Genomic DNA, 26,950 nt, shown 5'->3' with positions numbered 1-26,950 from the left:
GATGGTTCTTCGCGCGAACGGCTCACCGGAGTCCGCTCAGGCCACCGGTGTTGCCCTGGACACCGGTGCGACTGGCGCCGCCGACGGGATGGACGTGGACGGTGTGGTGGCCGCCTACCGCCGTTCCCGGGCCCAGCGTGCGTTGTTCGAGGTGCGCGACGATGGCGTGGGTGCCGGCTACGACGAGTTGATCGACGCCTCGGGCAACGTCCGCCCGGCCTGGCGCGAGTTGGCCGCCGGCGTCGGCGAGCGTGGCCGTGACGGCCTGGACCGGCTGCGTGCCACGGTGCGCGGCCTTGTCGACAACGACGGCATCACCTACATCGAGATGGATCACCACGGGGAGGTGGTCACCGACGACGACGGCACCGCCGTGCCGGGCCCCTGGCATCTCGACGCCGTGCCCCTGGTGCTTTCGGCGGCGGACTGGGATTGCCTGGAATCAGGTCTGGTGCAGCGGTCCAGGCTTCTCGATGCGGTACTGACCGATCTGTACGGCGCCCGCCGCTCGCTCACCAGCGGGGTGCTGCCCGCGCCGTTGTTGTTCGCCCATCCCGGATATGTGCGGGCCGCGCGCGGCATCGTGGTGCCCGGACGTCATCAGCTGTTCCTCCACGGATGCGACGTCAGCCGGGGTGACGACGGCGCCTTCTTGGTGAATGCGGACTGGACACAGGCGCCCTCAGGTGCCGGCTACGCCCTGGCGGATCGCCGCGTCATCGCGCACGCTGCTCCCGACCTCTACGAACGGGTAGGTCCGCGGCCCTCCTCGCCGTGGGCTCAGGCATTGCGGTTGGCGCTGCTCGACGCGGCTCCGGAGGCCGCCGACGAGCCCATGGTCGTGGTGCTCAGTCCCGGCATCCATTCCGAGACCGCCTTCGACCAGGCCTACCTGGCCGGGGTACTCGGCTTCCCGCTGGTGGAGAGTGCCGATCTGGTGGTCCGCGACGGCACGGTGTGGATGCGGTCGCTGGGCACGCTCAAACGCGTCGATGTGGTGTTGCGTCGAGTCGACGCCGACTATGTGGATCCGCTGGATCTTCGCCCCGATTCCCGGCTCGGCGTGGTGGGGCTGGTCGAGGCGTTGCGGCGCGGTTCGGTGACGGTGGTCAATACCTTGGGCAGCGGAGTTCTCGAAAGTCCCGGGCTGGCACGGTTTCTGCCGGATCTGGCCGAGCTGTTGCTCGGCGAGAAACCACATCTGGCCACGGCGCCGATGTACTGGGGCGGAATCGACATCGAGCGCTCTCATCTGCTCACCAAGCTGTCGTCGTTGTTGATCCGGCCGGTGAGCGGCGGTACCACGATTGTCGGGCCGATGGTTGCGGCCGCGGAGCGCGATGAGCTGGCCGCCCGCATCGACTCCGACCCGACCCGGTGGGTAGGGCAGGAACTGCCCCAGTTCTCCACCGCACCAACCAATTACCGGTCCAAGGGGTTGTCGGCAGGAAATGTCGGAATGCGGTTGTTCACCGTGGCTCAGCGCGGCGGATATGCGCCGATGATCGGTGGGCTGGGCTACGTGGTCGCTCCCGGGAATGCCGCCTACCGGATGAACACCATTGCCGCCAAGGATGTTTGGGTGAACGCGCCGCAGCGTGTCACCGCCGAGCGCATCCCGCCGGTCTCGGTCGAGCTCGGCTCCGCGATTGCGGTGCCCAGCCCGACCCGGGCCGTCAGCTCGCCCCGCGTGCTCGCCGACCTGTTCTGGATGGGCCGGTATGCCGAACGCGCCGAGAGCATGGCCCGGCTGCTCACCGTCACCCGGGAGCGCTACCACGAGTATCGATACCGACTGGACCTCGATGAAAGCCAGTGTGTTCCGGTACTGCTCGCTGCGGTCGGTTCGATCACGGGAACCGACACCGGTGACTCCGCCGATGCCCACGAGATGATCGCGATCGCCCCGAGCACGTTGTGGTCGGCCACCGCGGACCGGCATCGGTCGGGATCCCTCGCCCAATCGGTGGAGCGGCTCGGGTTGGCGGCCAGGGCGGTACGCGACCAGATGTCCAACGACACCTGGATGGTGCTGGCCGGCGTCGAACGCGCGGTGCTGCGGCCGTCGGCCGCCCCGCCTCAGTCGCCCAATGTCGCGGAGGGATACCTCGCCGCCGCGCACAGCCAGACCCTGGCCGGGATGTTGGCGTTGTCCGGGGTGGCTGCGGAATCGATGGTGCAGGATGTCGGCTGGACCGTGATGGATCTCGGCAAGCGCATCGAGCGCGGGCTGGCGCTGACCGCGCTGCTGCGCGCCACCTTGACTGCGGTGCGCAGTGCGGCGGCCGAACGTGCCGTGGCCGAGTCGGCCCTGGTGGTCTGTGAATCGTCGGTCATCTATCGGCGGCGGAATCCCGGGCTGATCAGCATCGCCGCGATCGCCGAACTGCTGTTGTTCGACGCCGAGAATCCCAGGTCGTTGATCTACCAGTTGGAGCGCATCCGATCCGACCTCAAGCCCCTGCCCGGAGCATCGGGGTCGTCGCGTCCCGAACGACTGATCGACGAACTTGCCACCCGACTGCGCCGCCTGGACCCGGCAGATCTCGAAGAGGTCAGCGAGGACGGGACTCGGGCGGAATTGGCCGGATTACTCGACGGAGTGCACGCCGGCCTGCGCGATCTCTCGGGTGTCATCACCGCGGCGCACCTGTCGTTGCCCGGTGGGATGCAACCGCTGTGGGGGCCGGACGAGCGGCGGGTGATGCCATGACCGGACCTGCCGGCGTGGCGGGAACCCGCTGTTACGAGATCATCCACCGCACCGTCTATCGCTATTCCGACGATGTCACCAGCTCCTACGGACGCGGTTTCCTCACGCCGCGTGATCTGCCTTGGCAGCGCTGCCTGTCCCACCACCTGACGATCGAGCCGGAGGCGGCAGACAGCTCCACCAGCCGCGACGCGTACGGCAATGTCAGCTCGTATTTCCACGTGACCGAACGCCACCGCACCTTGAGTATCACCGGTGCATCCGTGGTGGAGGTGGAACCGTTTGCACCCGAGCATTATTCAGGTGCGTCTGCCGGGGCGCCGTGGGAGCTGGCCCGCCCGGTCGGCGGTGATGGTGCGCTGGCCGCGGAGTTCACCCTTGACCTCTCACCGCCGGAGATCACCGACGCGGTGCGGGAGTACGCCGCGCCCAGTTTCGTGCCCGGACGACCGTTGATCGAGGTGCTTCGCGAACTGACGTCGCGGATCTACTCCGACTTCACCTACCGGTCGGGTTCGACGACAGTGTCCACCCAGGTGGCCGAGGTGCTGGACGCACGTGAGGGCGTCTGCCAGGACTTCGCCCGTCTGGCGATCGCCTGCCTGCGGGCCAACGGCCTGGCAGCCAGCTATGTCTCGGGGTACCTGGCCACCGATCCGCCACCCGGCAAGGAACGCATGATCGGAGTCGACGCCACCCACGCCTGGGCGTCGGTGTGGACGCCGCAGAACGTCTGGCTGGGAATGGATCCCACCAACGACCAGATGGTCGACGAGCGCTATATCGTGGCCGGATTCGGCCGTGACTATGCCGACATCCCCCCGCTGCGCGGCATCATCTACACGGACTCTCTCAGCAGCGTGATCGAGGTGTCGGTAGATGTGACACCCTGCCCGCCCGATCGAGAGCCGTTGCTGCATGCGTGATTTCAACTGCCCGAACTGCGGCCAGCGTCTGGCGTTCGAGAACTCGCTGTGCCTGTCATGCCGCAGTGCGCTGGGCTTCTCCCTCGATGACATGGCGCTGTTGGTGATCACCGCCACCGAACAGGCCGGCCACGCCGGTGCCGTCGACGAGAAGCAGTACCGGCTGTGCGCGAATCTGCATCTGGCCGAATGTAATTGGCTGGTACGGATCGGCCAGGATCCGTTGTGCGCGTCGTGCAGGCTGACCAGGACCCGGCCCGCAGATGCCGATACCGCGGCGATGACGTCATTCGCCGAGGCCGAGCGGGCCAAGCGCCGACTGATCGCGGAACTACACGAGCTGAAGCTGCCGATCATCGGCCGCGACGAGGATCCGGAATTCGGATTGGCCTTCGACCTGCTCTCCAGCGAATCCGAGAAGGTGTTCACCGGTCACCACAACGGCGTCATCACACTGGATCTCGCCGAAGGCGACGATGTGCACCGCGAGCAGTTGCGGATCGCCATGGACGAGCCGTACCGAACGCTGCTCGGCCATTTCCGCCACGAGATCGGGCACTGCTACTTCTATCGTCTGGTGGCGCCGTCACCCGACTACGCTGCGCGATTCACCGAACTGTTCGGAGATCCGGACGCCGACTATCAGGCCGCCTTGGACCGCCACTACGAGGACGGGCCGCCGTCGGGTTGGGAGGACGACTTCGTCTCGTCCTACGCGACGATGCACCCTGCCGAGGACTGGGCCGAAACCTTCGCCCACTATCTGCACATCCGCGACACGCTCGACACCGCAGCGGCTTTTGGATTCGCTCCGGCCGGAGGCATCTTCGGTCGGCGTCTGTTGGGTCCGGCCGCGTTCGACACAATCATCGAAATGTGGCTGCCGCTGGCGTGGTCACTGAACATGGTGAACCGGTCGATGGGCCGTGACGATCTGTACCCGTTCGTGCTGGCACCCGCCGTCCTGGAGAAGATGCGGTTTGTTCACACCGTCATCGACGAGGTCACCGGCGGTTGAGTTCGGCCGCGATCGCGCTGAACATCAGCGACATCTCCAGCGGCAGGGTGTTGAACGCGGGTTCGGCCTGCGGCCAGGTCGACCATTGCACCATCACGAGGTTCTGCCGTTGATCGACCATGATCACCTGCCCGAATATGCCGAGTGCCCAGAGGTTTTCGTCCATGCCGGTAGCTCGGGGCGGCCGCACGTCACCCGCGTCGGCCGCGATGCTGTTGTTCCACCACTGGTACCCGTACGTGCCCTCAGGATGACTCGGCGTCACCGAGCCGCGCGCCGTCGTCCAGGTCCGTGCGTCGCGCACCCAACCGTCGGGCAGCGTCCTCGTGCCGTCGCGCAGTTCACCGTCACGCATCACGAACAGCCCGAAGCGTCCCCAGTCGGTCAACGTGGCGTTGACCCCGTGCCCGCCCATGTCATGGCGCCCGAGCTCGTAGGAATGCCAGACACCGTCATCGGCCATGCCGAACGGCTTCCAGATCTTGTCCTGCAGGTACGTGGCGAGATTGGTGCCCGTGGCCTTCTCCAGCAGGTCACCGAGCAACCAGGCACCGCCCGTGGTGTACGACCAGACCTCGCCCGGTGCGACGCCGGGTTTCCGCTTGACCCCGTGAACCAGTGAGTACACGCACCGGTAGGTGTCATCAGCCGCTTCGCACGCCGTGAGTTTGGCGAAATCCGAATTCGGGTCCGTGTAGTACTCGTTCCACGCGATCCCCGAAGTGTGCGTGATGAGCTGGCGCACGGTGACGCCGTCGAACGCGGTGCCGACGAAATCGGGCTCGTACTTGGTCACGGCGTCGTCGAGGGAGGCGATCTTGCCTTCTTTGACTGCGATACCCACGAGCGTGGACACCACGGACTTGCCGACCGACCGCGAGGTCCACAGCGTGGAAGAGTCGTTTCCGGCGCCGTAGTGCTCGTAGGCGATCTTGCCGTCCTTGAGTACCAGCATCCCGGTGACACTCTGCCGGTTCAGGTAGTCGTCGAGATCGTGGGTGATGCCGCCGATCGTGTAGGACGCGTCGGTCAGTCGGCGATCGGCCGTGGGCAGTGGGAACGGGTCACCGTGGCGGAACAGATCACCGGGATAAGCCCGGTAGTCGTTGCGGAACCCGACCACCCGCTCCGATTGATTCCAGGTGAGCATGTCCGCGACGTCCGGCAGATCATGATCGCTCGGCTTGGGGCATACCGTCATTCCCGCGACCCCGCAGTCGGGTTCGGTTCGCGGACTGCACGCGCTCGCCGACACCATCAACATCAGCGCCGACGCCGCGGCGAGCGTGCGAGTTAACAGCACGATCACGATGGTATGTCGCAACCCCGCTGTCGCTGCAGACGTTTCTAGGATCGCCGCGTGACTGATCGCTACGGTTCCGACATCCTGTCCCGAAACCCACATACCCCGAAGCTGACTCGATCGACCGACCAGCCTGCGGAGAAGGGACTGGTCGTCGAGGACGCCCAGAGCGGTTACGTCGGCGCCGTGGTGCGGATCGAGGGTGGTCGGGTGGAGCTCGAGGACCGCAGGGGCAAGGTGCGGACGTTTCCGATGGGCCCGGGCTTCCTGATCGACGGCAAGCCGGTGAGCCTGGTGGTGCCGAAGCGGACCACCGCACCCGCGCGTACGGCGTCGGGCTCGGTGGCGGTGGCGAATGCCAAGGCCCGGGTCGCGCTGGCCAGCCGGATCTACGTGGAAGGCCGGCACGACGCCGAACTCGTCGAGCAGGTCTGGGGAGCCGATCTGCGCATCGAAGGTGTCGTCGTCGAATACCTGGGCGGCGTCGACGACCTGACCGACATCGTTGCGGAGTTCGCGCCCGGGCCGGGCCGGCGGCTGGGAGTGCTGGTCGATCACCTGGTCACCGGGTCGAAGGAGGCGCGCATCGCCGAGGCGGTGCGGCGCGGCCCCGGCGGTGAGCACACCCTTGTGGTCGGACATCCGTTCGTCGACATCTGGCAGTCCGTCAAACCGGCCCGGCTGGGGATGAAGGCCTGGCCGACGATCCCGCGCAGTGTGGAGTGGAAGCACGGCATCTGCGAGGCGCTGGGCTGGCCGCACCGGGACCAGGCCGACATCGCCCGCGCGTGGCAGCGGATCCGCGGGCAGGTGCGCGACTGGAACGATCTGGAGCCCGCGCTGATCGGCCGGGTCGAGGAACTGATCGATTTCGTCACCGCACCGGCGTAGCCCGTCGTGTCGGCGTGGTAAGCAGAAGGCGTGTCCGACGGTTTGTTCGACGTGCCAGGCGACCCGGGGCCGGGTGACCCCGGCGCGCTTGCCGCGCCCGGCACGGCACCGCTGGCGGTGCGGATGCGCCCGGCCGGCCTCGACGAGGTCGTCGGCCAGTCGCACCTGTTGCAGGCCGGATCGCCTCTGCGCCGACTGGTGGAGGGGTCCGGCGCGGCGTCGGTGATCCTGTACGGCCCTCCCGGCACCGGCAAGACCACTCTGGCCTCGCTGATCTCACAGGCCACCGGCCGCCGGTTCGAGGCGCTCTCGGCGCTGAGCGCCGGCGTCAAAGAGGTCCGCGCCGTGATCGATGTCGCCCGGCGCGCGGCCGTCCACGGCGAACAGACCGTGCTGTTCATCGACGAGGTACACCGCTTCTCCAAGACCCAACAGGATGCGCTGTTGGCGGCGGTCGAGAACCGGGTGGTGCTGCTGGTCGCGGCCACCACGGAGAACCCGTCGTTCTCGGTGGTCGCGCCGCTGCTGTCGCGTTCGTTGATCCTGCAGTTGCAGCCGCTGACCCCGCAGGACATCGAGACGGTGTTACGCCGCGCGATCACCGACCCGCGCGGGCTCGGCGGTGCGGTCGAGGTCACCGACGACGCCGTCGACCTCATGGTGCAGCTCTCCGCCGGGGATGCGCGGCGGGCGCTGACCGCGCTGGAGGTGGCTGCCGAGCCCCGTGAACGGGTCACGGTCGAGACCATCGAACAATCGTTGGACAAGGCCGCCGTGCGGTACGACCGTGACGGCGACCAGCACTACGACGTCGTCAGCGCCTTCATCAAATCAGTGCGCGGATCGGACGTGGACGCGGCGCTGCACTACCTGGCCCGGATGCTGGTGGCGGGGGAGGACCCCCGGTTCGTGGCGCGCCGGTTGATGATCCTGGCCAGTGAGGACATCGGGATGGCCGACCCCACCGCGCTGCAGACCGCGGTCGCCGCTGCCCAGACCGTGCAGCTGATCGGCATGCCTGAGGCGCAGCTGACGTTGGCGCACGCGACCGTGCACCTGGCCACCGCACCCAAGTCCAACGCGGTCACCACCGCATTGGGTGCGGCCATGAACGACATCCGGTCGGGCAAGGCCGGTTTGGTGCCCCCGCATCTACGGGACGGGCATTACTCGGGAGCGCAGAAGCTCGGCAATGCCGTGGGGTACAAATACGCCCACGATCACCCCGATGGTGTTGTGCCACAACAGTATCCGCCCGACGAGCTGGTAGGGACGGACTATTACCAGCCGACCGGACGTGGATTCGAACGCGAGCTGGTCACCCGGGTGGACAAGCTGCGGGCCATCATCCGCCGCGCCCGCCGCTGACCCTCCCGGACGAAAACCACGGTCCCGGTTGAATATTCAACCGGGACCGTGGTGCGGGGGCAGCTGGTCAGCGCAGCAGACCGGACCGTCGGGTTCCGAGGATGCCGGTCCTCCTGCGTCCCATCAGAGCGGATATCAGGGCCACCCCGAGTGCGGCCACGATGACCTGGACGAGGAGCTCGAGCCAGTCGACGCCGCTGGTCGCCGTCGGGACGCCCATGGCGCGGGCGAGGGCGGTACCGATGAACGCGGAGACGATGCCGACCAGGATCGTCACCAGAATGCCGATGGGTTGTCTGCCGGGAACGATCAGCCGGCCGATCACGCCGACGACAATGCCGATCAGGATCGCGCTGATGATGCCGGTGATGGTCATTTCTCCTCCAGGGCTGTGTTGGGCTGGAGGGGAGATACCCCGGGCGATCACCGTCCAAACGGTGCCGTCAATTCTGGACGCGTTCTCGGTCAGGCCATCTCGGGTACCCGGAGGTGAGCCAGCACGAGTTCGAACTCGCCGACATCGATCTGATCGGCGCTCAGGTCGCGCAGGCGGGCGGTGCGCAACGCCCTGGCCTGATCGCGGTTGTGGTCCATCGCAGCGGCACTCTCGAAGGTGGCCGAGGACACTGCCCGACCAGATCCGCGGTCGAGCATGAGGCTGGCGCTGCAGAAGCCCTCGAGGTCTTCCATCGCAGGCAACACCGAGCTCCGGTAGAAGTCCACGGCCCGGTCGAACAGTTCGGGGCGGGTTCGCAGCCACGTCGCCCGCACACAGGCGCCCGGCCCGGAGTACTGCTCGCGGTGAACCACTTCGATCTCCCATTCGTCGACCGTGGCAGTGCCGGCGAACGTTTCCACCACCCGATGGCGCATCGGCGCTATCGCGGCGGCACTGGCATGCATGGCCTCTTCGGACCGCCACGCCGTCGTGAGGACACACTGGCCTGATTCCCGGTCCACCATCAGCGAAAGGCCGATGCAGCCGTCGACATCGTCGAGAGCAGGCATCACCTCGTCGCGGACATGGGTGATGCCGGCGTCGATCGCCTTGGTGCGCGCCGCGATCGTGGTTGAACGTGCGAACACGATCCACCCCTTCCTGCCAGGGCGGCGCCCCGGTGGCGCCACCGGTTCCACTACCACCATCCTCTGGTGCGCCGGAGGTGGCAATGGGTCGGCGTGTGCCTCGTAGGCTGGGCAGATGGACACCGGCATGATCGACGTGGACACCTCGCGGCGTCGCATCGTCGACCTCACCGACGAGGTACGGCAGTTTTGCGGCGCTCACCGTGACGGCCTGTGCAATGTGTTCGTGCCGCACGCCACCGCGGGCGTGGCCATCATCGAGACGGGTGCCGGCTCGGATGACGATCTGCTCGATACCCTGGAACGGTTGTTGCCGCGCGACGACCGTTACCGGCACAGCCACGGCTCGTTCGGCCATGGCGCAGATCACGTGCTGCCTGCGCTGGTGTCACCGTCGGTGACGTTGCCGGTCCAGGCGGGCCGCCTGCTCCTGGGAACCTGGCAGAGCGTGGTGCTGGTCGATCTGAACCGCGACAACCCGCAGCGCCACGTGCGGCTGAGCTTTCTGGGGGCGTGACGTTCGTCGCCTTTTCGGGGTGAACGCGCAGAACGGTAATGTAAAGCGGTCTAACTGGTAGTTGCCTGCGCAACCCCAGCCACCCACGAACACGAGGACACGAGCAACGTGCAGACACACGAGATCAGGAAGCGCTTCCTCGATCATTTCGTGAAGGCAGGCCACACGGAGGTGCCCAGTGCCTCGGTGATCCTCGACGACCCCAACCTGCTGTTCGTCAACGCCGGCATGGTGCAGTTCGTGCCCTACTTCCTCGGTGCCCGCACCCCGCCGTGGGACCGCGCCACCAGCGTGCAGAAGTGCATCCGGACCCCTGACATCGACGAGGTGGGCATCACCACCCGGCACAACACGTTCTTCCAGATGGCAGGCAACTTCTCGTTCGGTGACTACTTCAAGAAGGGCGCCATCGAGCTGGCCTGGACCCTGCTGACCAACCCGGTCAGTGAGGGTGGCTACGGATTCGACCCGGAAAGACTGTGGGCAACGGTCTATCTGGACGACGACGAGGCAATCCAACTGTGGCAGGAAGTCGCCGGGCTGCCGCTCGAGCGCATCCAGCGCCGCGGCATGGCCGACAACTACTGGTCGATGGGCATCCCCGGGCCGTGCGGCCCGTGTTCGGAGATCTACTACGACCGCGGCCCCGAATACGGGATCGAGGGCGGGCCGGAGGCCAACGAGGACCGCTACATCGAGATCTGGAATCTCGTGTTCATGCAGAACGAGCGCGGTGAGGGCACCTCGAAGGACGACTTCGAGATCCTCGGCCCGCTGCCGCGCAAGAACATCGACACCGGTATGGGCGTCGAACGCATCGCGTGCCTGTTGCAGGACGTGGACAACGTCTACGAGACCGACCTGGTGCGTCCGGTGATCGATCTGGTCGCCGGGATCGCCCCGCGCGGATACGGCGCAGGCAACCACGAGGACGACGTCCGCTACCGCATCATCGGCGACCACAGCCGCACCGCGGCCATCATCATCGGCGACGGGGTCAGCCCCGGCAACGAGGGCCGCGGTTACGTGCTGCGCCGCCTGCTGCGCCGCATCATCCGCGCGGCCAAACTGCTCGGCGTCGAGGAGCCCATCATGGGCCGGCTGATGTCCACGGTGCGCGACGAGATGGGCCCGTCGTACCCGGAGCTGGTCACCGACTTCGAGCGCATCAACCGGATCGCCGTCGCCGAGGAGACCGCGTTCAACCGGACCCTCGTCGCCGGCTCGAAGCTGTTCGACGACGCCGCCGCCAAGACGAAGCGCGCGGGAGCCTCCAAGCTGTCCGGCGACGACGCATTTACCCTGCACGACACCTACGGCTTCCCGATCGACCTCACGCTGGAGATGGCCGCCGAGGCCGGCCTCTCCGTGGATGAGCAGGGCTTCCGGTCGTTGATGGCAGAGCAGCGTCAGCGCGCCAAGGCCGATGCCGCCGCGCGCAAGCAGGCCCACACCGATCTGTCCGCATACCGCGAGCTGGTCGACGCCGGGCCCACCGAGTTCACCGGCTTCGACGAATTGTCCACTGAAGCAAGGATTCTCGGCATCTTCGTGGACGGCAAGCGGGTGCCCGTGGTGACCCACGAAGGCCTGGACGCCGATCGCGTCGAACTCATCCTGGATCGCACGCCGTTCTATGCCGAGGCCGGCGGCCAGATCGCCGACGAGGGTGCGATCACCGGCACAGGCGCCTCGGGCGCTGCGAAGGCCGCCGTCACGGACGTGCAGAAGATCGCCAAAACCCTGTGGGCGCACCGGATCAACGTGGAGTCCGGAGAGTTCGTCGAGGGCGACACCGTCACCGCCGCCGTCGATCCGAAGTGGCGTCGCGGTGCCACGCAGGGACACTCCGGTACCCACATGGTGCACGCCGCGCTGCGACAGGTGCTGGGCCCCACCGCCGTTCAGGCCGGTTCGCTGAACCGGCCCGGCTACCTGCGGTTCGACTTCAACTGGCAGGGCGCGCTCACCGAAGACCAGCGCACCCGGATTGAAGAAGTCACCAACGAGGCCGTCGAGGCCGACTACCAGGTGAACACGTTCGTCACCGCGCTCGACAAGGCCAAGGCGATGGGCGCGATGGCGATGTTCGGCGAGAACTACCCGGACCAGGTCCGGGTGATCGAGATCGGCGGCCCGTTCTCACTGGAACTCTGCGGTGGTACGCACGTACACAACTCGGCCCAGATCGGCCCGGTGACCATCCTCGGTGAATCCTCGGTCGGCTCGGGTGTGCGCCGGGTCGAGGCCTACGTAGGGCTGGAGTCCTTCCGCCACCTGGCCAAGGAACGGGCCCTCATGGCCGGGCTGGCCTCGTCGCTCAAGGTGCCCTCCGAAGAGGTGCCGGCTCGCGTCGCGAACCTGGTGGAACGTCTCAAGGCCGCCGAGAAGGAACTCGACAAGGCCCGGTTGGCCAACGCCAGGGCCGCGGCGGCCAATGCCGCTGCTGGCGCCGAGACCATCGGCAAGGTACGGGTGGTCGCCCAACGCATGGCCGGCGGCATGTCGGCCGGTGACCTGCGCAGCCTGGTCGGCGACATCAAGGGCAAGCTCGGCTCGGACCCGGGCGTGGTTGCGCTGATCGCCGAGGGCGAGGACGACGCGGTGCCGTTCGTGGTGGCGGTCAACCCGGCTGCTCAGGATCTCGGCCTGCGCGCCAACGAACTCGTGAAGCAGTTCGGCGCGGCGGTCAACGGCCGCGGGGGCGGCAAGGCGGACATGGCACAAGGTTCCGGTAAGGGGGCGGCGGGTATCGACGCGGCATTGGCCGCGCTGCGCGCCGAGATCGGCCGGGGCTAGCTTCGTGTCCGACACGGTCGACGACCGGCTACCGGACCGCCCAGGGGACGATGACCCCGGACGTGGCCGGCGCATCGGCGTCGACGTCGGCACCGTGCGGATCGGTGTGGCCAGTTGCGATCCAGACGGGATACTGGCGACCCCGGTCGAGACCGTTCAGCGGGACAAGCGCGACCGGTCGGGCAAACATCTGCGCAGACTGGTGGCGCTGATCGGCGAGTACGAGGCCGTCGAGGTCGTCGTCGGACTGCCGCGCACGCTCGCCGACCGGGCCGGCAGCTCGGCCGTCGACGCCATCGAACTCGCGGATCTGCTGGCCCGCCGGATCGCTCCGATACCGGTGCGGTTGGCTGACGAGCGGCTCACTACTGTGTCGGCGCAACGGTCTTTGCGCGAAGCGGGCGTTCGGGCAAAGGGACAGAAGGCGATGATCGACCAGGCCGCTGCGGTTGGCATTCTGCAGTCCTGGCTGGATCAGCGGCGTGCGGCTCTGGCTGCGCGCGGAGAGGGCATGGATGGCTGAGAAGTGGGGTGCCGACAAGGCCAAGCCCGAGGTGGTCGGACCACCGCGCCGCGGGCTGAGCAAGGCCGAGCGGGCCCGCAAAGCCCGCAAGGACCGGAAGCGACGCACCACCAGGGGCTTCTCTCTCGCCGTGCTCATCATGGTGGTGATCGGTGCGGTGTTCCTGGGGTCCAAGCTGTGGCACAGCATGTCCGGCAGCTCCGGCGACTATGCGGGCGACGGGGTTGCCGATGTCGTCATCCAGGTCCACGACGGCGATTCAACGACAGCCATCGCCAAGACCTTGCAGGACAAGAAGGTGGTCGCCACGGTCAAGGTGTTCGTCGAGGCAGCCCACAAGAATGAGGCGATCTCGGCGATCCAGCCCGGGTTCTACAAGTTGCGTACCGAGATTCCGGCGGCCAATGCCGTTGAACGCCTGGCTGATCCGGAGAACCGGGTGGGCAAACTCACCATCCCGGAGGGGCGCCAGCTCGACGACACCGCCGATGTGAAGACCAAGGCCGTCACCGAAGGCATCTTCACGCTGATCTCCCAGGCCTCCTGCGTCGAACTCGACGGCGAGAAGCGGTGTGTGCCGGTCGATGAGCTCCGGGCCGCTGCGCAATCGGCACCGGCGGCCGCGTTGGCGGTACCCGAATGGGCGGCTGCTCCCGTTGCGGCGATGCCCAACGATCACCGGCGGCTGGAGGGGCTGATCGCGCCCGGCACCTGGAATGTCGACCCCGCGGGGACACCGCAGGACATCCTCTCGACCCTGATCGGCGGCAGCGCCACCGTCTACACCCAGAGCGGTCTGCTCGACACCGCCGCGGCCATGCAGATGTCGCCGTATCAGATCCTCACCGTTGGATCCCTGGTGCAACGCGAAGCCAAGCCACAGGACTTCGACAAGGTTGCCCGGGTGATCTACAACCGGCTGGCCGAACACCGCAAGCTGGAGTTCGACTCGACCGTGAACTACCCGCTGGACCGCCAGGAAGTGGCGACCACCGATGACGACCGCGCCAAGACGACTCCGTGGAATACCTATATGAGTCAAGGGCTTCCGCAGACACCGATCTGCTCGCCGGGCACTGACGCACTGGCCGCGGCCGAGCATCCGGCGGCAGGGGACTGGTTGTACTTCGTGACCATCGACCTGCAGGGCACCACGCTGTTCACCCGTGACTACGACCAGCATCTGGCGAACATCGAACAGGCGCAGCACAACGGTGTCCTCGACAGTGCCAGGTAGGTCAGACAGCGGAGACCGGCGCGCGGCCGTCCTGGGCTCGCCGATCACGCACTCACGCTCGCCGCAGCTGCACCTCGCTGCCTACCGGGCGCTGGGGCTGACGTCGTGGACGTACGAGCGCATCGAGTGCACCGCCGAACAACTGCCGGGCCTCGTCGGCGCGCTCGGCCCGGAATGGGTCGGGCTGTCGGTCACCATGCCCGGCAAGTTCGCTGCCCTGGAATTCGCCGATCAACGCACCGACCGCGCCCAGCTGGTGGGCTCGGCCAACACCCTGGTCCGGATGCCGACCGGTGGCTGGCGAGCCGACAACACCGATGTCGACGGGGTCACCGGAGCGCTCGGCACGGCCGGCGACTCGGCTTTGGTCATCGGATCCGGTGGCACTGCCCCGGCCGCAGTGGTCGCCCTGGCCGAACTCGGCGTGCAGCAGATCACCATCGTGGCGCGCGACGAGGGTAAGGCCTCGAGGCTGGTCGATCTGGCCGGTCGCTGTGGGGCGCACAGCAGTTGGTGTGACATCGGCGGTGCAGCTCTGACCGATGCGGTGGCCGGCGCGGACTCGGCAGTCAGCACCATTCCGGCCGACGCGGCAGCGGCCTACGCAGACAAGCTGGCTCGAGTGCCGCGCGTACTCGACGCGATCTACGATCCGTGGCCCACGCCACTGGCCAAAGCTGTCGAGGCGGCGGGCGGCGAGGCGATCAACGGGCTGCAGATGCTGCTGAACCAGGCCTTCGCTCAGGTGAAACAGTTCACCGGGATGCCCGCTCCCGAAGAGGCGATGCGCGCCGCACTGGGCTGAGCCCTCGCTCGTAGGGTGGCGAACATGATCCAGACAGGCCAACCGCCCCGTGTCGGTGTGGTGTTCCGACCCGACCGCTCACCCGAGAGCCTGCCCCGCACCGCGGCTGCCGCACAACGAGCCGGTATCGACGAACTCTGGCTGTGGGAAGACTGTTTCATGCAGGGCGGCATCGCGCAGGCCGCGGTTGCGCTCGCCTGCAGCGACACGCTGACCGTGGGGATCGGCGTGCTCCCGGCACCGTTGCGCAACGTGGTGTCCACCGCGATGGAGCTCGCGACCCTGGCCACGGTCTACCCCGGCCGCGTCCGGGTGGGTATCGGTCACGGCGTGCAGGCCTGGATGCGCCAGGCCGGGGCCGCGGTGCCGTCACCGCTCACGCTCTTGCGCGAATACCACACTGCGCTCAGGCGACTGCTCGCCGGCCAATCGGTCAGTACCGGCGGCAGCTTCGTGCATCTCGATGATGTGCAACTGGATTGGGTTCCGCCTCAACGCGTTCCGTTGCTCATCGGCGGTACCGGGCCGAAGACGCTGCGGCTCGCCGGCGAGATCGCCGACGGTGTGATCATCGACAGCACCAACACGCCGGACTCTGCGGGTGAATCGCTCGGTCATGTCGCTGCCGGGCTGGCCGAGCGGGACAGTGCGACGGAATTCGCGGCTGTGCAGTACCTGGCGTGTGTTCCGGGTGCGGACGGACGGCGACGTCTCGACGAGGAGGCCGCCAAGCGTGGTCTGGCAGCCGGATACGGCGTCGCCGGATCCGTCGACCAGATCGTCGCCGGTATCGCCGGTTACGCCGCCCAGACCGTGGTGCTCCAGCCGTTGGGGTCAGACGTCGATTTCGACAGCTTCGCCCAAACGGCGGGTGCGGTGGGGACCGCGCTGCGCGCGGGATGACCCGCAAAAGAAGCGCGTTGGTGGGCCGGCGGCCGCGCTTAGCCTCGACTGATGGGGGTAGGGATAGCCGCCGTCGTGGTGGTTTGGCTCCTTGCACTGAGCGGCTACGACGTCCGGGAACGCCGGCTGCCGAATTGGCTGACACTGCCGGGCGCGGTACTGATCACGGTTGTGGCGGCGGTGGCCGGGCGCGGTGGCGCCGCGCTGGCCGGGGCGCTGGCGTTGTCTGTGCTGTATCTGGTGATGCACCTGGTGGCGCCCCGGTCGCTGGGCGGGGGAGACGTCAAACTCGCCATCGGGATGGGGGCGATGACCGGTGCGTTCGGTATCGATGTGTGGCTGCTCGCCGCGCTGGCCGCACCCCTGCTCACCGCGGGCCTGGCCCTCTGGGCAGCCATGCGTGGTATCCGCACCGTGCCGCACGGACCGTCGATGTGCGCGGCCAGTGCCGTCGCGGTCGCTCTGGTGCTGGTGTAGCCGACGGCCGAATTGGTGCGAATGACCCGCGAATTCCGTGGTTACGCTCATCACCGGTAATCAGTCGTCCCGGGGGGTTCGCGTGTCACAACCACACTGGCAGCAGGCCGCGCCGCAGTATCCGCCGCCGCCCACGGTCCCGGTGTTCCGAGTGGAGACGACTCGGCACACCGGTCTGCTGGTCTTGTGGTTCAACCAGACCCGCGTGGTGACCGGAACCGCCGAACAGTGCGAGGCCGCGTTGACCAGCGCCCAGCGGCACAATCTCGTCCTGGGTTGGTGGAGCTTCCTGTCGATCCTGTTCATGAACTGGCTCTCGTTGCTGAGCAACGCGGGTGCGCGGTCCACCCTGCGCAAGGAAGTCGAACAGGCGCAGGCCTACGCACAGTGGTGGTACCAGTACGGCCGGCACCAAAACGGATCGCAGCAGCCGCAACAGCGGTAGGTCGTGTCACGAGTGACCACGGATTTCGGGAGGCAAACCCCGACGTGGGAGAATGACAGCCGTGTTGCGATGGACCACAGCTGGTGAATCCCACGGCCGCGCCCTGGTGGCCATGCTCGAAGGGATGGTTGCCGGCGTGCCCATCACCTCCGAGGAGATCGGGGCGCAGCTCAAGCGTCGTCGACTCGGCTATGGCCGGGGTGCCCGGATGAAGTTCGAAAAGGATCAGGTCACCATGCTGGCCGGGGTGCGTCACGGCACCACCCTGGGCGGGCCGATCGCCATCGAGATCGGCAACACCGAATGGCCCAAGTGGGAGACGGTGATGTCTCCGGACCCGGTCGATGAAGCCGAGCTTGCCGCAGAAGGTGCAGCGCGCAATGCCCCGCTGACCCGTCCGCGACCGGGCCATGCCGACTACGCGGGCATGCTCAAGTACGGCTTCGACGATGCCCGCCCCGTGCTGGAACGCGCCAGCGCCCGCGAGACTGCGGCGCGCGTGGCGGCCGGCACCGTGGCCCGTGCCTTCCTGCGAGCTGCGCTCGGCGTGGAGGTCGTCTCGCACGTCATCTCCATCGGCGCGTCAAAGCCCTACGACGGACCTCCGCCGCAGTTCTCCGACCTGGAGGCGATCGACGACAGCCCGGTCCGGGCCTTCGACAAGGACGCCGAGGCCGCGATGATCGCCGAGATCGAGGACGCCAAGAAGGACGGTGACACCCTCGGCGGCGTCGTCGAGGTCGTCGTCGCGGGTCTGCCGATCGGGTTGGGCTCGTTCACCAGCGGTGACAACCGACTCGACAGCCAACTGGCCGCCGCAGTCATGGGCATCCAGGCGATCAAGGGCGTGGAGATCGGCGACGGCTTCGAGACCGCGCGCCGGCGAGGCAGCGTCGCCCACGACGAGATGTACCCCGGCCCCGACGGGGTCTTGCGCTCGACCAACCGGGCCGGAGGTCTGGAAGGCGGCATGACCAACGGCCAGGCGCTGCGGGTCCGCGCCGCGATGAAGCCGATCTCGACCGTCCCGCGGGCGCTGGCCACCGTCGACATGGCCACTGGTGAAGAGGCCGTCGCCATTCACCAGCGGTCCGACGTGTGCGCGGTGCCTGCCGCCGGTGTGGTGGTGGAGACCATGGTGGCGCTCGTGGTGGCCCGCGCGGTGCTGGAGAAGTTCGGTGGGGACTCGTTGACCGAGACCCGCGCCAACATCGACGCCTACCTGCGGGCCGTCGCCGAGCGCGAGCCGGCGGCGCAGGCCCTGGGCTGATGGCCCCCAAGGCGGTACTGATCGGCCTGCCAGGTTCGGGCAAGTCGACGATCGGCCGCCGGCTGGCCAAGGCGCTGAACCTCACGATGCTCGACACCGACGCCGCAATCGAGGAGACCACCGGCCGCACGATCGCCGACATCTTCGCCACCGACGGCGAGGCAGAGTTCCGCCGTATCGAGGAAGAGGTCATCCGCTCGGCGCTGGCCACCCACGACGGTGTGCTGTCTCTGGGCGGCGGCGCCGTGACCACCGCGGGAGTGCGAGCGGCCCTTGCCGGGCACACCGTCGTGTACCTGGAGATCAGCGCCGCCGAGGGGGTCCGCCGAACCGGTGGTTCCACCGTCCGTCCCCTGCTGGCCGGGCCCGACCGGGCCGAGAAGTACCGCGCCCTGATGTCCGAGCGGGTGCCGCTCTACCGTCGCGTCGCGACCATGCGGATCAACACCAACCGTCGCAATCCCGGCGCGGTCGTGCGCACCATTGTCACGCGACTGGAAAACCCGCAGCCCCAGAAACAGTCCCAACCCTCGGCGCGGACCACCAAGCGGCGCCGGCGTCGGCCGCCGTGGCGGCGTGGTGCGGCTTCCTCGCAGTCCTCGTCGGGTTCCGAGGCCACGGGCGGTAAGACCCCGTCCACTTCTTCCAATACTGAATCTGCAGCCATACCCACCCCCGCGGCCCTGGCCGCTCGCAACGCGGAGCGACATGATGACTGACCCGGTAATCGTCGAGGTACTGGTGGACCGGCCCTACCCGGTCATCATCGGAACCGGCTTGCTCGGCGAGTTGGGAAACACGCTCGAGGGCCGTCACAAGGTGGCGATCCTGCACCAGCCCGTGCTGACCCAGACCGCCGAAGCTGTCCGGCAACACCTGGCAGACAAGGGAATTGATGCTCACCGCATCGAGATTCCGGATGCCGAGGCGGGCAAGGAGCTGCCCGTCGTCGGCTACATCTGGGAAGTGCTGGGGCGCATCGGTATTGGCCGCAAGGACGCCGTCGTCAGCCTCGGTGGGGGAGCGGCCACCGACGTCGCGGGCTTTGCTGCGGCCACCTGGCTGCGCGGTGTCGACATCGTGCACGTACCCACCACGCTGCTCGGCATGGTCGACGCGGCGGTGGGTGGCAAGACCGGGATCAACACCGACGCCGGCAAGAACCTCGTCGGCGCGTTCCATCAGCCGGCAGCGGTCCTCGTGGACCTCGCAACGCTGGAGACCTTGCCGCGCAACGAGATCATCGCCGGTATGGCGGAGATCGTGAAGGCCGGTTTCATCGCCGACCCGGTGATCCTCGATCTGATCGAGGCCGATCCGGAAGCGGCCCTGGATCCATCCGGAACCGTCCTGCCCGAACTGATCCGTCGGGCCATCACGGTCAAGGCCGAGGTGGTTGCTGCGGACGAGCGCGAATCGCAGTTGCGCGAGATCCTCAACTACGGCCACACCCTCGCACACGCCATCGAGCGCCGCGAGCGGTACAAGTGGCGCCACGGCGCCGCCGTGTCGGTCGGATTGGTGTTCGCGGCCGAATTGGGCCGGTTGGCCGGCCGTCTCGACGACAAGACCGCCGAGCGGCACCGCTCGGTGCTGACCGCACTCGGGTTGCCTGTCAGCTACGACGGCGACGCGCTGCCCCAGCTGATGGACTACATGGCGGGCGACAAGAAGAACCGCTCGGGAGTGCTGCGGTTCGTCGTGCTCGACGGGCTCGCCAAGCCGGGCCGGCTGGAAGGCCCGGATCCGTCACTGTTGGCGGCCGCATACGCAGAAGTGGCGCGGGCCTGATCGCCCGCGCCACTCGCGACTGAATTCTCGTTCTGCCCTTGTGGGCAGCGGACCGGCTACTGCTTGGGCTGCTCGGGGTACTCGATGGCCTGGGTGGTGTCGTCGGTGCTCTCGGTGGCGCCGTTGGCGCTCACGGCGGCGAACACATCGGTGTCGGCGCGGTCTTCTGCGGCCAGGCCGTGGTGACGTTGGCGGGGCTGCGGGGGAGCCTTGCGGTCCACCAGCCAGCGGCCCACCGTCACGCCTGCCACGCCGAGCAGGAACGTCAGCAGGGCGGTGAACGCCGCGAACGTGGTCACCTCGTTGAGCAGCGCGTCGGTGTAGAGGCTCTTGTAGAAGAGGCCGATGAACCACGCCACGGCGCCGCTGACGACGCCGGCGAACAGGCCGGCGATCAGCCAGGTCATCGCCATGTCGGCACGACGATCCGGATCCGGATTGGCGCGCGCGTCGCTCTGGCCGTCGAGAAGGCCCCAGATCAGCACGCCGATTCCGAACAACGTGACCAGGCCCAGGCTGAACCAGGTGGCATTACCCGGCGAGGCGTTGATCAGTGCTCCTTGCAGTAAGCGCACGATGACCATCGCTGTTGCGAACACCACTCCGCGCAGTAACCACTTGCTCATGGGGGCACACTGTAGCGAGTAGCGTCACAGACCGTGACTATTTCCCAGCGCAGGGACCGACTGCGGCGTCGACTGGCCGAGCGGGGTCTGGACGCGATGTTGGTAACTGACCTGGTCAACGTGCGTTATCTGTCCGGATTCACCGGGTCGAATGCGGCCCTGCTGATCCTCGCCGAGGATGTCGTGCCGGTGCTGGCCACCGATGGGCGCTACCGCACGCAGGCCGCGCAGCAGTCTCCGGACGCCGAAGTGGTCATCGAGCGGGCATGTGGGTCGCATCTGGCCGGGCGCGCCGCCCGCGCCGGTGCCCTGCGGTTGGGTTTCGAGAGCCATGTGGTGACCGTGGACGCCTATGCGGCGCTGAAGAAGGCTGCCGGCGACACGGTCGAGTGGATCCGCGCGGCGGGCACGGTCGAGGCGCTGCGTGAGGTCAAGGACGCGGGGGAGATCGCGATGCTGCGGTTGGCCTGTGAGGCCGCCGACGCGGCGCTGATGGACCTGCTTGAGCGTGGTGGCCTGCGTCCCGGCCGCACCGAGCGCGAGGTTCGAAACGAGCTGGAGGCCCTGATGCTCGATCACGGCGCCGACGGCCCGTCGTTCGAGACGATCGTGGCGGCGGGCGCGAATTCCGCCATCCCGCACCACCGGCCCACGGATGCGGTGCTGGCCGCGGGTGACTTCGTGAAGATCGATTTCGGTGCGCTCGTCGCCGGCTACCACTCCGATATGACGCGCACGTTCGTGCTGGGCCCGGCGGCCGACTGGCAGCGCGACATCTATGGGCTGGTGGCCACCGCGCAGCAGGCGGGGTGCGACGCGTTGGCCCCGGGAGTGTCGCTGAGCGCGGTGGACGCCGCATCACGCCAGGTCATCGCCGATGCCGGGTACGGCGACAACTTCGGCCACGGACTCGGACACGGTGTCGGGCTGCAGATCCACGAAGCGCCGGGAATCAATGCCGCTGCCGCCGGTACACTGCTTGCTGGCTCTGCGGTCACCGTTGAGCCTGGTGTCTACTTGCCCGATCGCGGCGGTGTCCGGATCGAGGACACCCTGGTCGTCGGAGAGTCGGCACCCGACCTGCTTACCCGGTTCCCCAAGGAACTGGCCATTTTGTGACAAAAGCTTAGGAGCTACACCCTCATGGCATCGACTGCCGACTTCAAGAACGGGCTCGTCCTGCAGATCGACGGACAGCTGTGGCAGATCGTCGAATTCCAGCACGTCAAACCGGGCAAGGGTCCGGCCTTCGTGCGGACGAAGCTGAAGAACGTGGTGTCCGGCAAGGTCGTCGACAAGACGTACAACGCCGGCGTGAAGGTGGAGACGGCGACCGTCGACCGGCGCGACGCCACCTACCTGTACCGCGACGGCAGCGACTTCGTCTTCATGGATTCCGAAGACTTCAACCAGCATCCCCTGTCCGAGGCGCTGGTCGGCCGGTTGGCCGACTTCCTGCTGGAGAGCCTGCCCGTGCAGATCGCCTTCCACGACGGTGTTCCGCTGTACCTGGAACTGCCGGTGTCCGTCGAGCTCGAGGTGTCCCACACCGAGCCGGGCCTGCAGGGTGACCGCTCGAGCGCCGGCACCAAGCCCGCCACCATGGAGACCGGTGCCGAGATCCAGGTTCCGTTGTTCATCAACACCGGCGACAAGCTGAAGGTCGACACCCGCGACGGCAGCTACCTCGGCCGCGTGAATGGCTGAGCATGCCTGATCGCCGTGGCGACCGGGGCCGTCACCAGGCCCGCAAGCGCGCCGTCGACCTGCTGTTCGAGGCCGAGGCCCGCGGTCTGACGCCGGAGGCGGTGGCCGACGGCCGTGCCGCGCTGGCCGAGGATCAGCCCGACGTCACCCCGCTCAACCCCTACACGGTGTCGGTGGCGCGCGGCGTCACCGAGCACTCCGCCCACATCGACGAACTCATCTCGGCGCATCTGCAGGGATGGACGTTGGAGCGACTTCCCGCCGTGGACCGGGCCATCCTGCGGGTGGCCGTCTGGGAGCTGCTGCATGCCGAGGACGTTCCCGAGCCGGTGGCAGTCGACGAAGCCGTCGAGCTCGCCAAAGAGCTGTCCACCGATGAGTCACCCGGCTTCGTCAATGGCGTTCTGGGGCAGGTGATGCTGGTGACCCCGCAGATCCGGGCTGCCGCCGCGGCCGTGCAGGGCGCGGCTCAGGATCGCCCCGAGCAGTAGTAGCTGTCCCGAACAACGGGATACCGGCGTCGTTCGGTGCCACGATGTTGTTACGTGTGTGGTCACACGTAACAACATCGGAGGCCGCTGATGGGACATGAGCCGGGAAGTATCGCGGATATCGGCGAGGACGGCCTGCATCTCCACGCCTGCCCGCTGTGTGAGGCAATGTGCGGCTTGGAGATTCAGGTCTCCGCCGGTTTGGTGGCGAGCGTCCGGCCCAACAAGTCCGACGAGTGGAGCGCGGGGCACATCTGCCCGAAAGGCGCGTCGCTGGCCGCGCTGCACGACGACCCGGACCGGATCCGCCGGCCCATGATCAAGATCGACGGCCAGTGGCACGAGGTCGACTGGGACACCGCGTTCCGCCGCTGCACCGAACTGCTCGCGCCCGTCATCGAGAAGTACGGCGTCGGTGCGGTCGCGGCGTACACCGGCAACCCACTGGCGCACTCGTTCTCACTGTCGCGCTATTCGGCTGTCCTGCTCGGCCTGTCCGGGATGCCGATCACCTACTCGCCCGGGACCATCGACCAGTGGCCGAAGAATCTTTCGTCGCACCTGATGTACGGCAGTTGGTGGGCATTCCCGACCCCGGACATCCAGCGCACCGATCTGTTGGTGGTGATGGGCGCCAATCCCGCGGCGTCACAGGGTTCGTTGCTGGCCGCGCCTGACGTGATGGGCATCATCGGCGGTATCCGCAAGCGCGGCAAGGTGATCGTCATCGACCCGGTGCGCACCGCCACCGCCGCCAAGGCCGACGAGTGGCTGCCGATCACGCCCGGCACCGATGCGGCACTGCTGCTCGGGATCGTCCACACCGTGTTCGACGAAGACCTGGTCAACCTCGGCGACCTGGAGCGCCACCTCGACGGGGTGTCGACGCTGCAACAGGTGGTGGCCGAATGGTCACCCGAAAAAGTCTCTGCCGCAACAGGTATCGATGCAGAGCGGATTCGAGGTCTGGCCCGTGAACTGGCGGGCACACCGCGCGCAGTGGTCTACGGCCGGATCGGTACCTGCAACCAGGAGTTCGGCAGCCTGGCCAGCTGGCTGGTGGATGTGGTCAACATCGTCACCGGCCACTTCGACACTCCCGGCGGCTCCATGTTCGCCACCCCGACCGCGTGGACCGTCACCAGTCAGCCGATCCCGGGCCTGGAGGACGGGGCGCCGAACTTCGGCCGCTACCGCACTCGTGTGCGCGGAGCCAAAGAGGTGATGGGCCAGGTCCCGGTGTCGTGCATGCTCGAAGAGATCGTCACTCCCGGCGAGGGGCAACTAAAGGCGCTGATCACGGTCGCCGGAAACCCGGTGCTGTCCACTCCGGGCGGCGACAAGCTCGACGAGGCGCTGCCGCAGCTCGACGCGATGATCTCGGTGGATCTGTGGCTCAACGAGACCACCAAGCACGCCGATGTGATCCTGCCCGGTGCCTCGGCGCTGGAGCAGCCCCATTCCGCCGATCTGCTGCTGGGTGCGGCGATCAACAGCTTCGCGCGCTACTCGCCGCCGGTGTTCCATCGCGAAGACCCAGATGCTCCCGAGGAATGGGAGATCCTGATCCGGCTGACCGGGTTGTGCACCGGCACTGCGGCCGAGGACGTCGACGTCGCCGCGCTCGACGACGGTTGGTTCGACTACCTGTGCTTCACCCAGGGGCTCGACGGCGCCGAGATCCGTAAGCATTACGACCACGGCGGGCCGGAACGCATGCTCGATCTGACGCTGCGGACCGCCGCGTTCGGCGACCGGTACGGCGAGAACCCGGACGGCCTGACATTGGAGAAGCTCAAGTCCCATCCGGACGGAATCAACTTCGGCCCGATGGTGCCCCGGGTGCCCGAGGTGCTCGGCACCTCTGACAAGAAGATCCGGATTGCACCGCAATACCTGCTCGACGACCTGCCCCGGTTGGCCGAGCGACTGGATCGCGCCTCCGACGATCTGGTGCTGGTCAGCCGGCGACATCTGCGCTCCAACAACTCCTGGTTGCACAACGTCGGCTCGCTGATGAAGGGCCGAGACCGGTGCACCCTGCTGATGCACAGCCGCGACGCCGCCGAGCGCGGTATCTCCGACGGCGACGCCGCAGAAGTGGCGTCGACCGCAGGCAAGATCGTGGTGCCCGTGGAGGTGACCGACGCGATCAAACCCGGTGTGGTGTCCATGCCGCACGGCTGGGGACACGGCCAGCCCGGTACCCGACTCGGCGTCGCCAACGCCGCACCCGGGGTGAACACCAACATCCTGTCGCTGCCGGATTTCATCGACGAGCCGTCCGGTAATGGTGCGCTCAATGGCATCCCGGTGACAGTCAGCCGGACGACGATCTAGCGGCGAGGGACGAGCTGCGCTGAGGAGTGCGGCAAGTCAGGCCCAGCCGGACGACGATCTAGCGGCGAGGGACGAGCCGCGGACTCAATCACTTTGTGCGTCAGCGTGGTTGCGATAAGCGGGCCGGTTCTACCCGTCAGCGGCTTCGTCCGGGGGTATCAATAGTTCTTCGGGGTGGAAGTGGTGGTTGAGGGTGTCTTGGCCGGTGTCCATCAGCGGCGGTGGATGCCAGTGGATGCGGCCGGTGTCGGGGTCGACGCTGGTGGTCCAGCCCAGTCCGACGAGGCGGTTGTCAGGACCGCAGCTCAGGGCGAGGGCGGGGGCGTCGGTGCGTCCGCCGTGTCGCCAGTCGGCTTTGGCATGGTGCGCCTCGCAGTAGTCTGCCGGTGCGGTGCAACCCGGGCGGGTACATCCGCGGTCTCGGTTGTAGAGCAGGAGCCGCTGCGCTTTCGTGGCCAATCGTTTGGTGCGGGCCATGTAGAGCGGTTCGGCGGTGTGGTGGTCGTAGACGACGAGGTAGTGGTAGCTGTGCGATGCCAGCCGGAGGAGGTCTGTCATCGGCATCCGGATGCCCGCCCCGGTGACGGCGATGCCGGCTCCGGCTTCCAGTTCGGCCAGGGTGGTGGAGACGACCACGGTGACCGGGAGGCCACCGTGCTGGCCCAGCCGTTTGGACATCAGTAGTTCGCGCAGCGCGGCTTTGAGTGCGTCATGGTTGCGTTGCGCCTGGGTTCGCGTGTCGCGGTCGGCGGCGGCCTGCTGCTCTTGCTGAGCATGCTGGTCTGGCGATGTGGCGGTGGTGCCGGCGGCAGCCGCTTCGGGCTCGGCTTCAACGTCAGCGGCCTCGGCATCGGGGGCATCTGGAATGTCCAGTGGGTTGGGTGTCGGGTTGTGGACCGGTTGTGGGTCATTGGGGTTGTTGATGCCCGGTGCGCCCCACACGCCGGTGACGGTGGTCAGATACGACGCAGTCTCGGGGTCCAGCCAGCCCTGCACGTGCACCAGTCCGTCGGCATCTTGTTTGCCGATACGCAGCCCACGCAGGTGTGCTGCGACATCGGGACTATCGCCGTCCTGGTTCAGCAGGTACAGAAGTTTGTCGGCAGCGGCCTTGAGGGTTTCGGGAGTGTCGCGGGTCGCCGCGGCCACCAGGTCCGACTCGATGGAGGCGAGTTCGGTTGGGCCGACGTACTTTTCCGCTTCCGCCACCGTGTGGCGGATGATCGTGATGTGTTCGGTGTTGATCGACCCTGACCGAAGCGCCTCCGCGCATGCAGGCAGCGTGGGCTCCAACACCTCGCCGGTGAGGCCATATCGGGGCCCGAGATCTGCGGCCGCGGCCACTCGGCGCGAGGCTTCCTTGCGGCTGATCCGCATCCGGGTGGCAAGGACGTCAGTCCATGACTTTCCGCCGATCTCGCGTGGACTGGTCCGAGCCGTCAGCGCCGACTGGATGCGGTGATCGACCGTCGCCTGCGCGCGGGCCTGCCGCTCGCGCTCGGACTGGATAGCCAGTAACTCCGCAGTGTCGAACCCGGTGAAATCGACATCGAGGAGCGTCGTGGTCGCGGCCAGGTGGTCGGCCAACGCGGTCTGTGCCGCGCCCCGGTTCTGCGCCAACCCGACCTTCATGTATCGAACACTAGTGCTACTCCTCATGTTCTTGTGGGTAGTTGAGGGTTCAGGCCGCCGAGGCAGAGGTAGATCATTGAGG

The 26,950-nt window shown here is 67.4% G+C and carries 24 protein-coding genes and 1 pseudogene; 20 read left to right on the top strand and 5 right to left on the bottom strand.

Annotated elements, in window-relative coordinates; all coding sequences use genetic code 11:
* Window position 1: 1 nt before the first annotated feature.
* From AC4ELH_RS09780 to AC4ELH_RS09770, 3 genes are read left to right on the top strand one after another with little or no spacing between them, the layout of a single operon-like run.
* Window positions 2-2,713, top strand: coding sequence for a circularly permuted type 2 ATP-grasp protein (locus AC4ELH_RS09780; RefSeq protein WP_498884270.1), 2,712 nt, complete (start codon window positions 2-4; stop codon window positions 2,711-2,713).
* On the top strand, window positions 2,710-3,639 hold the full coding sequence (locus AC4ELH_RS09775; RefSeq protein ID WP_448446552.1) for a transglutaminase family protein: 930 nt from the start codon (window positions 2,710-2,712) through the stop codon (window positions 3,637-3,639). Before AC4ELH_RS09780 ends, AC4ELH_RS09775 begins: the two co-directional genes overlap by 4 nt.
* Window positions 3,632-4,657: a zinc-binding metallopeptidase family protein gene (locus AC4ELH_RS09770; protein ID WP_448446554.1), complete on the top strand. Its 1,026-nt coding sequence runs from the start codon at window positions 3,632-3,634 to the stop codon at window positions 4,655-4,657. The genes AC4ELH_RS09775 and AC4ELH_RS09770 overlap by 8 nt, the downstream gene beginning before the upstream one ends.
* On the opposite strand, the gene AC4ELH_RS09765 is transcribed toward AC4ELH_RS09770, so the two are convergent.
* On the bottom strand, window positions 4,644-5,960 hold the full coding sequence (locus AC4ELH_RS09765) for a serine hydrolase domain-containing protein (protein ID WP_498884267.1): 1,317 nt from the start codon (window positions 5,958-5,960) through the stop codon (window positions 4,644-4,646). The two genes, AC4ELH_RS09770 and AC4ELH_RS09765, sit on opposite strands and share 14 nt — an antisense overlap.
* A gap of 57 nt (window positions 5,961-6,017) precedes the next feature.
* Between AC4ELH_RS09765 and AC4ELH_RS09760 the strand changes: the two genes are divergently transcribed.
* A complete protein-coding gene (locus AC4ELH_RS09760) occupies window positions 6,018-6,851 on the top strand; it encodes a DUF3097 domain-containing protein (RefSeq protein WP_448446558.1) in 834 nt (277 codons plus the stop codon).
* A 30-nt stretch (window positions 6,852-6,881) separates the two neighbouring features.
* Window positions 6,882-8,219: a replication-associated recombination protein A gene (locus AC4ELH_RS09755; protein ID WP_064887058.1), complete on the top strand. Its 1,338-nt coding sequence runs from the start codon at window positions 6,882-6,884 to the stop codon at window positions 8,217-8,219.
* 67 nt (window positions 8,220-8,286) lie between these two features.
* Here the strand turns inward: AC4ELH_RS09755 and AC4ELH_RS09750 are convergent, their stop codons facing one another.
* Both AC4ELH_RS09750 and AC4ELH_RS09745 read right to left on the bottom strand, forming a co-directional pair.
* Window positions 8,287-8,595: a GlsB/YeaQ/YmgE family stress response membrane protein gene (locus tag AC4ELH_RS09750; protein ID WP_064887059.1), complete on the bottom strand. Its 309-nt coding sequence runs from the start codon at window positions 8,593-8,595 to the stop codon at window positions 8,287-8,289.
* Window positions 8,596-8,684: 89 nt separating this feature from the next.
* A complete protein-coding gene (locus AC4ELH_RS09745) occupies window positions 8,685-9,305 on the bottom strand; it encodes an antibiotic biosynthesis monooxygenase (RefSeq protein WP_498884265.1) in 621 nt (206 codons plus the stop codon).
* A gap of 127 nt (window positions 9,306-9,432) precedes the next feature.
* Here AC4ELH_RS09745 and AC4ELH_RS09740 point away from each other — a divergent pair, with 127 nt between their 5' ends.
* The 11 genes and pseudogenes from AC4ELH_RS09740 to aroB all read left to right on the top strand — a co-directional run bounded on the left by AC4ELH_RS09740 (window position 9,433) and on the right by aroB (window position 20,072).
* Entirely contained in the window at window positions 9,433-9,822 is a 390-nt protein-coding gene (locus tag AC4ELH_RS09740) for a secondary thiamine-phosphate synthase enzyme YjbQ (protein ID WP_110777841.1), read from the top strand.
* A gap of 108 nt (window positions 9,823-9,930) precedes the next feature.
* Window positions 9,931-12,621 (top strand): alanine--tRNA ligase, encoded by a 2,691-nt coding sequence (alaS, locus tag AC4ELH_RS09735; protein WP_448446562.1) that lies wholly within the window; start codon window positions 9,931-9,933, stop codon window positions 12,619-12,621.
* A gap of 4 nt (window positions 12,622-12,625) precedes the next feature.
* Entirely contained in the window at window positions 12,626-13,144 is a 519-nt protein-coding gene (gene ruvX / locus AC4ELH_RS09730; RefSeq protein WP_055113549.1) for a Holliday junction resolvase RuvX, read from the top strand.
* Entirely contained in the window at window positions 13,137-14,381 is a 1,245-nt protein-coding gene (locus tag AC4ELH_RS09725) for an endolytic transglycosylase MltG (protein ID WP_064887063.1), read from the top strand. The genes ruvX and AC4ELH_RS09725 overlap by 8 nt, the downstream gene beginning before the upstream one ends.
* Window positions 14,371-15,186, top strand: a complete 816-nt coding sequence (locus AC4ELH_RS09720; protein WP_448446564.1) for a shikimate dehydrogenase — start codon at window positions 14,371-14,373, stop codon at window positions 15,184-15,186. Before AC4ELH_RS09725 ends, AC4ELH_RS09720 begins: the two co-directional genes overlap by 11 nt.
* A gap of 24 nt (window positions 15,187-15,210) precedes the next feature.
* The gene (locus AC4ELH_RS09715) at window positions 15,211-16,089 is read left to right on the top strand and encodes an LLM class flavin-dependent oxidoreductase (protein ID WP_448446566.1); all 879 of its coding nucleotides are present in this window, start codon (window positions 15,211-15,213) and stop codon (window positions 16,087-16,089) included.
* A gap of 51 nt (window positions 16,090-16,140) precedes the next feature.
* Entirely contained in the window at window positions 16,141-16,566 is a 426-nt protein-coding gene (locus AC4ELH_RS09710; RefSeq protein ID WP_448446568.1) for an A24 family peptidase, read from the top strand.
* Between the two features lie 82 nt (window positions 16,567-16,648).
* Window positions 16,649-17,011, top strand: coding sequence for a hypothetical protein (locus tag AC4ELH_RS09705; protein ID WP_064887066.1), 363 nt, complete (start codon window positions 16,649-16,651; stop codon window positions 17,009-17,011).
* A 61-nt stretch (window positions 17,012-17,072) separates the two neighbouring features.
* Window positions 17,073-18,281, top strand: coding sequence for a chorismate synthase (gene aroC / locus AC4ELH_RS09700; protein WP_064887074.1), 1,209 nt, complete (start codon window positions 17,073-17,075; stop codon window positions 18,279-18,281).
* A pseudogene (locus tag AC4ELH_RS09695) lies at window positions 18,281-18,799 on the top strand (shikimate kinase); the annotation flags it as partial. The gene aroC and the pseudogene AC4ELH_RS09695, both read left to right, overlap by 1 nt.
* 193 nt (window positions 18,800-18,992) lie before the next feature.
* Window positions 18,993-20,072 (top strand): 3-dehydroquinate synthase, encoded by a 1,080-nt coding sequence (gene aroB / locus AC4ELH_RS09690; RefSeq protein ID WP_064929967.1) that lies wholly within the window; start codon window positions 18,993-18,995, stop codon window positions 20,070-20,072.
* 56 nt (window positions 20,073-20,128) lie between these two features.
* On the opposite strand, the gene AC4ELH_RS09685 is transcribed toward aroB, so the two are convergent.
* Complete coding sequence (locus AC4ELH_RS09685) at window positions 20,129-20,698, bottom strand: B-4DMT family transporter (RefSeq protein WP_064880459.1); 570 nt, start codon at window positions 20,696-20,698, stop codon at window positions 20,129-20,131.
* Between the two features lie 33 nt (window positions 20,699-20,731).
* Between AC4ELH_RS09685 and AC4ELH_RS09680 the strand changes: the two genes are divergently transcribed.
* The 4 genes from AC4ELH_RS09680 to AC4ELH_RS09665 all read left to right on the top strand — a co-directional run bounded on the left by AC4ELH_RS09680 (window position 20,732) and on the right by AC4ELH_RS09665 (window position 25,236).
* Window positions 20,732-21,817: an aminopeptidase P family protein gene (locus AC4ELH_RS09680; protein WP_064960464.1), complete on the top strand. Its 1,086-nt coding sequence runs from the start codon at window positions 20,732-20,734 to the stop codon at window positions 21,815-21,817.
* Window positions 21,818-21,841: 24 nt separating this feature from the next.
* Entirely contained in the window at window positions 21,842-22,405 is a 564-nt protein-coding gene (efp, locus tag AC4ELH_RS09675) for an elongation factor P (RefSeq protein WP_029107488.1), read from the top strand.
* Between the two features lie 2 nt (window positions 22,406-22,407).
* Complete coding sequence (nusB, locus tag AC4ELH_RS09670) at window positions 22,408-22,896, top strand: transcription antitermination factor NusB (protein ID WP_498884260.1); 489 nt, start codon at window positions 22,408-22,410, stop codon at window positions 22,894-22,896.
* A gap of 90 nt (window positions 22,897-22,986) precedes the next feature.
* Complete coding sequence (locus AC4ELH_RS09665) at window positions 22,987-25,236, top strand: molybdopterin-dependent oxidoreductase (RefSeq protein WP_498884258.1); 2,250 nt, start codon at window positions 22,987-22,989, stop codon at window positions 25,234-25,236.
* Window positions 25,237-25,365: 129 nt separating this feature from the next.
* On the opposite strand, the gene AC4ELH_RS09660 is transcribed toward AC4ELH_RS09665, so the two are convergent.
* The gene (locus AC4ELH_RS09660) at window positions 25,366-26,868 is read right to left on the bottom strand and encodes an HNH endonuclease signature motif containing protein (protein ID WP_448446578.1); all 1,503 of its coding nucleotides are present in this window, start codon (window positions 26,866-26,868) and stop codon (window positions 25,366-25,368) included.
* Between the last annotated feature and the right edge of the window lie 82 nt (window positions 26,869-26,950).

The sequence above is a fragment of the Mycobacterium shunyiense genome, assembly GCF_058270075.1.
This window is presented reverse-complemented; position numbering and strand designations above follow the sequence as displayed.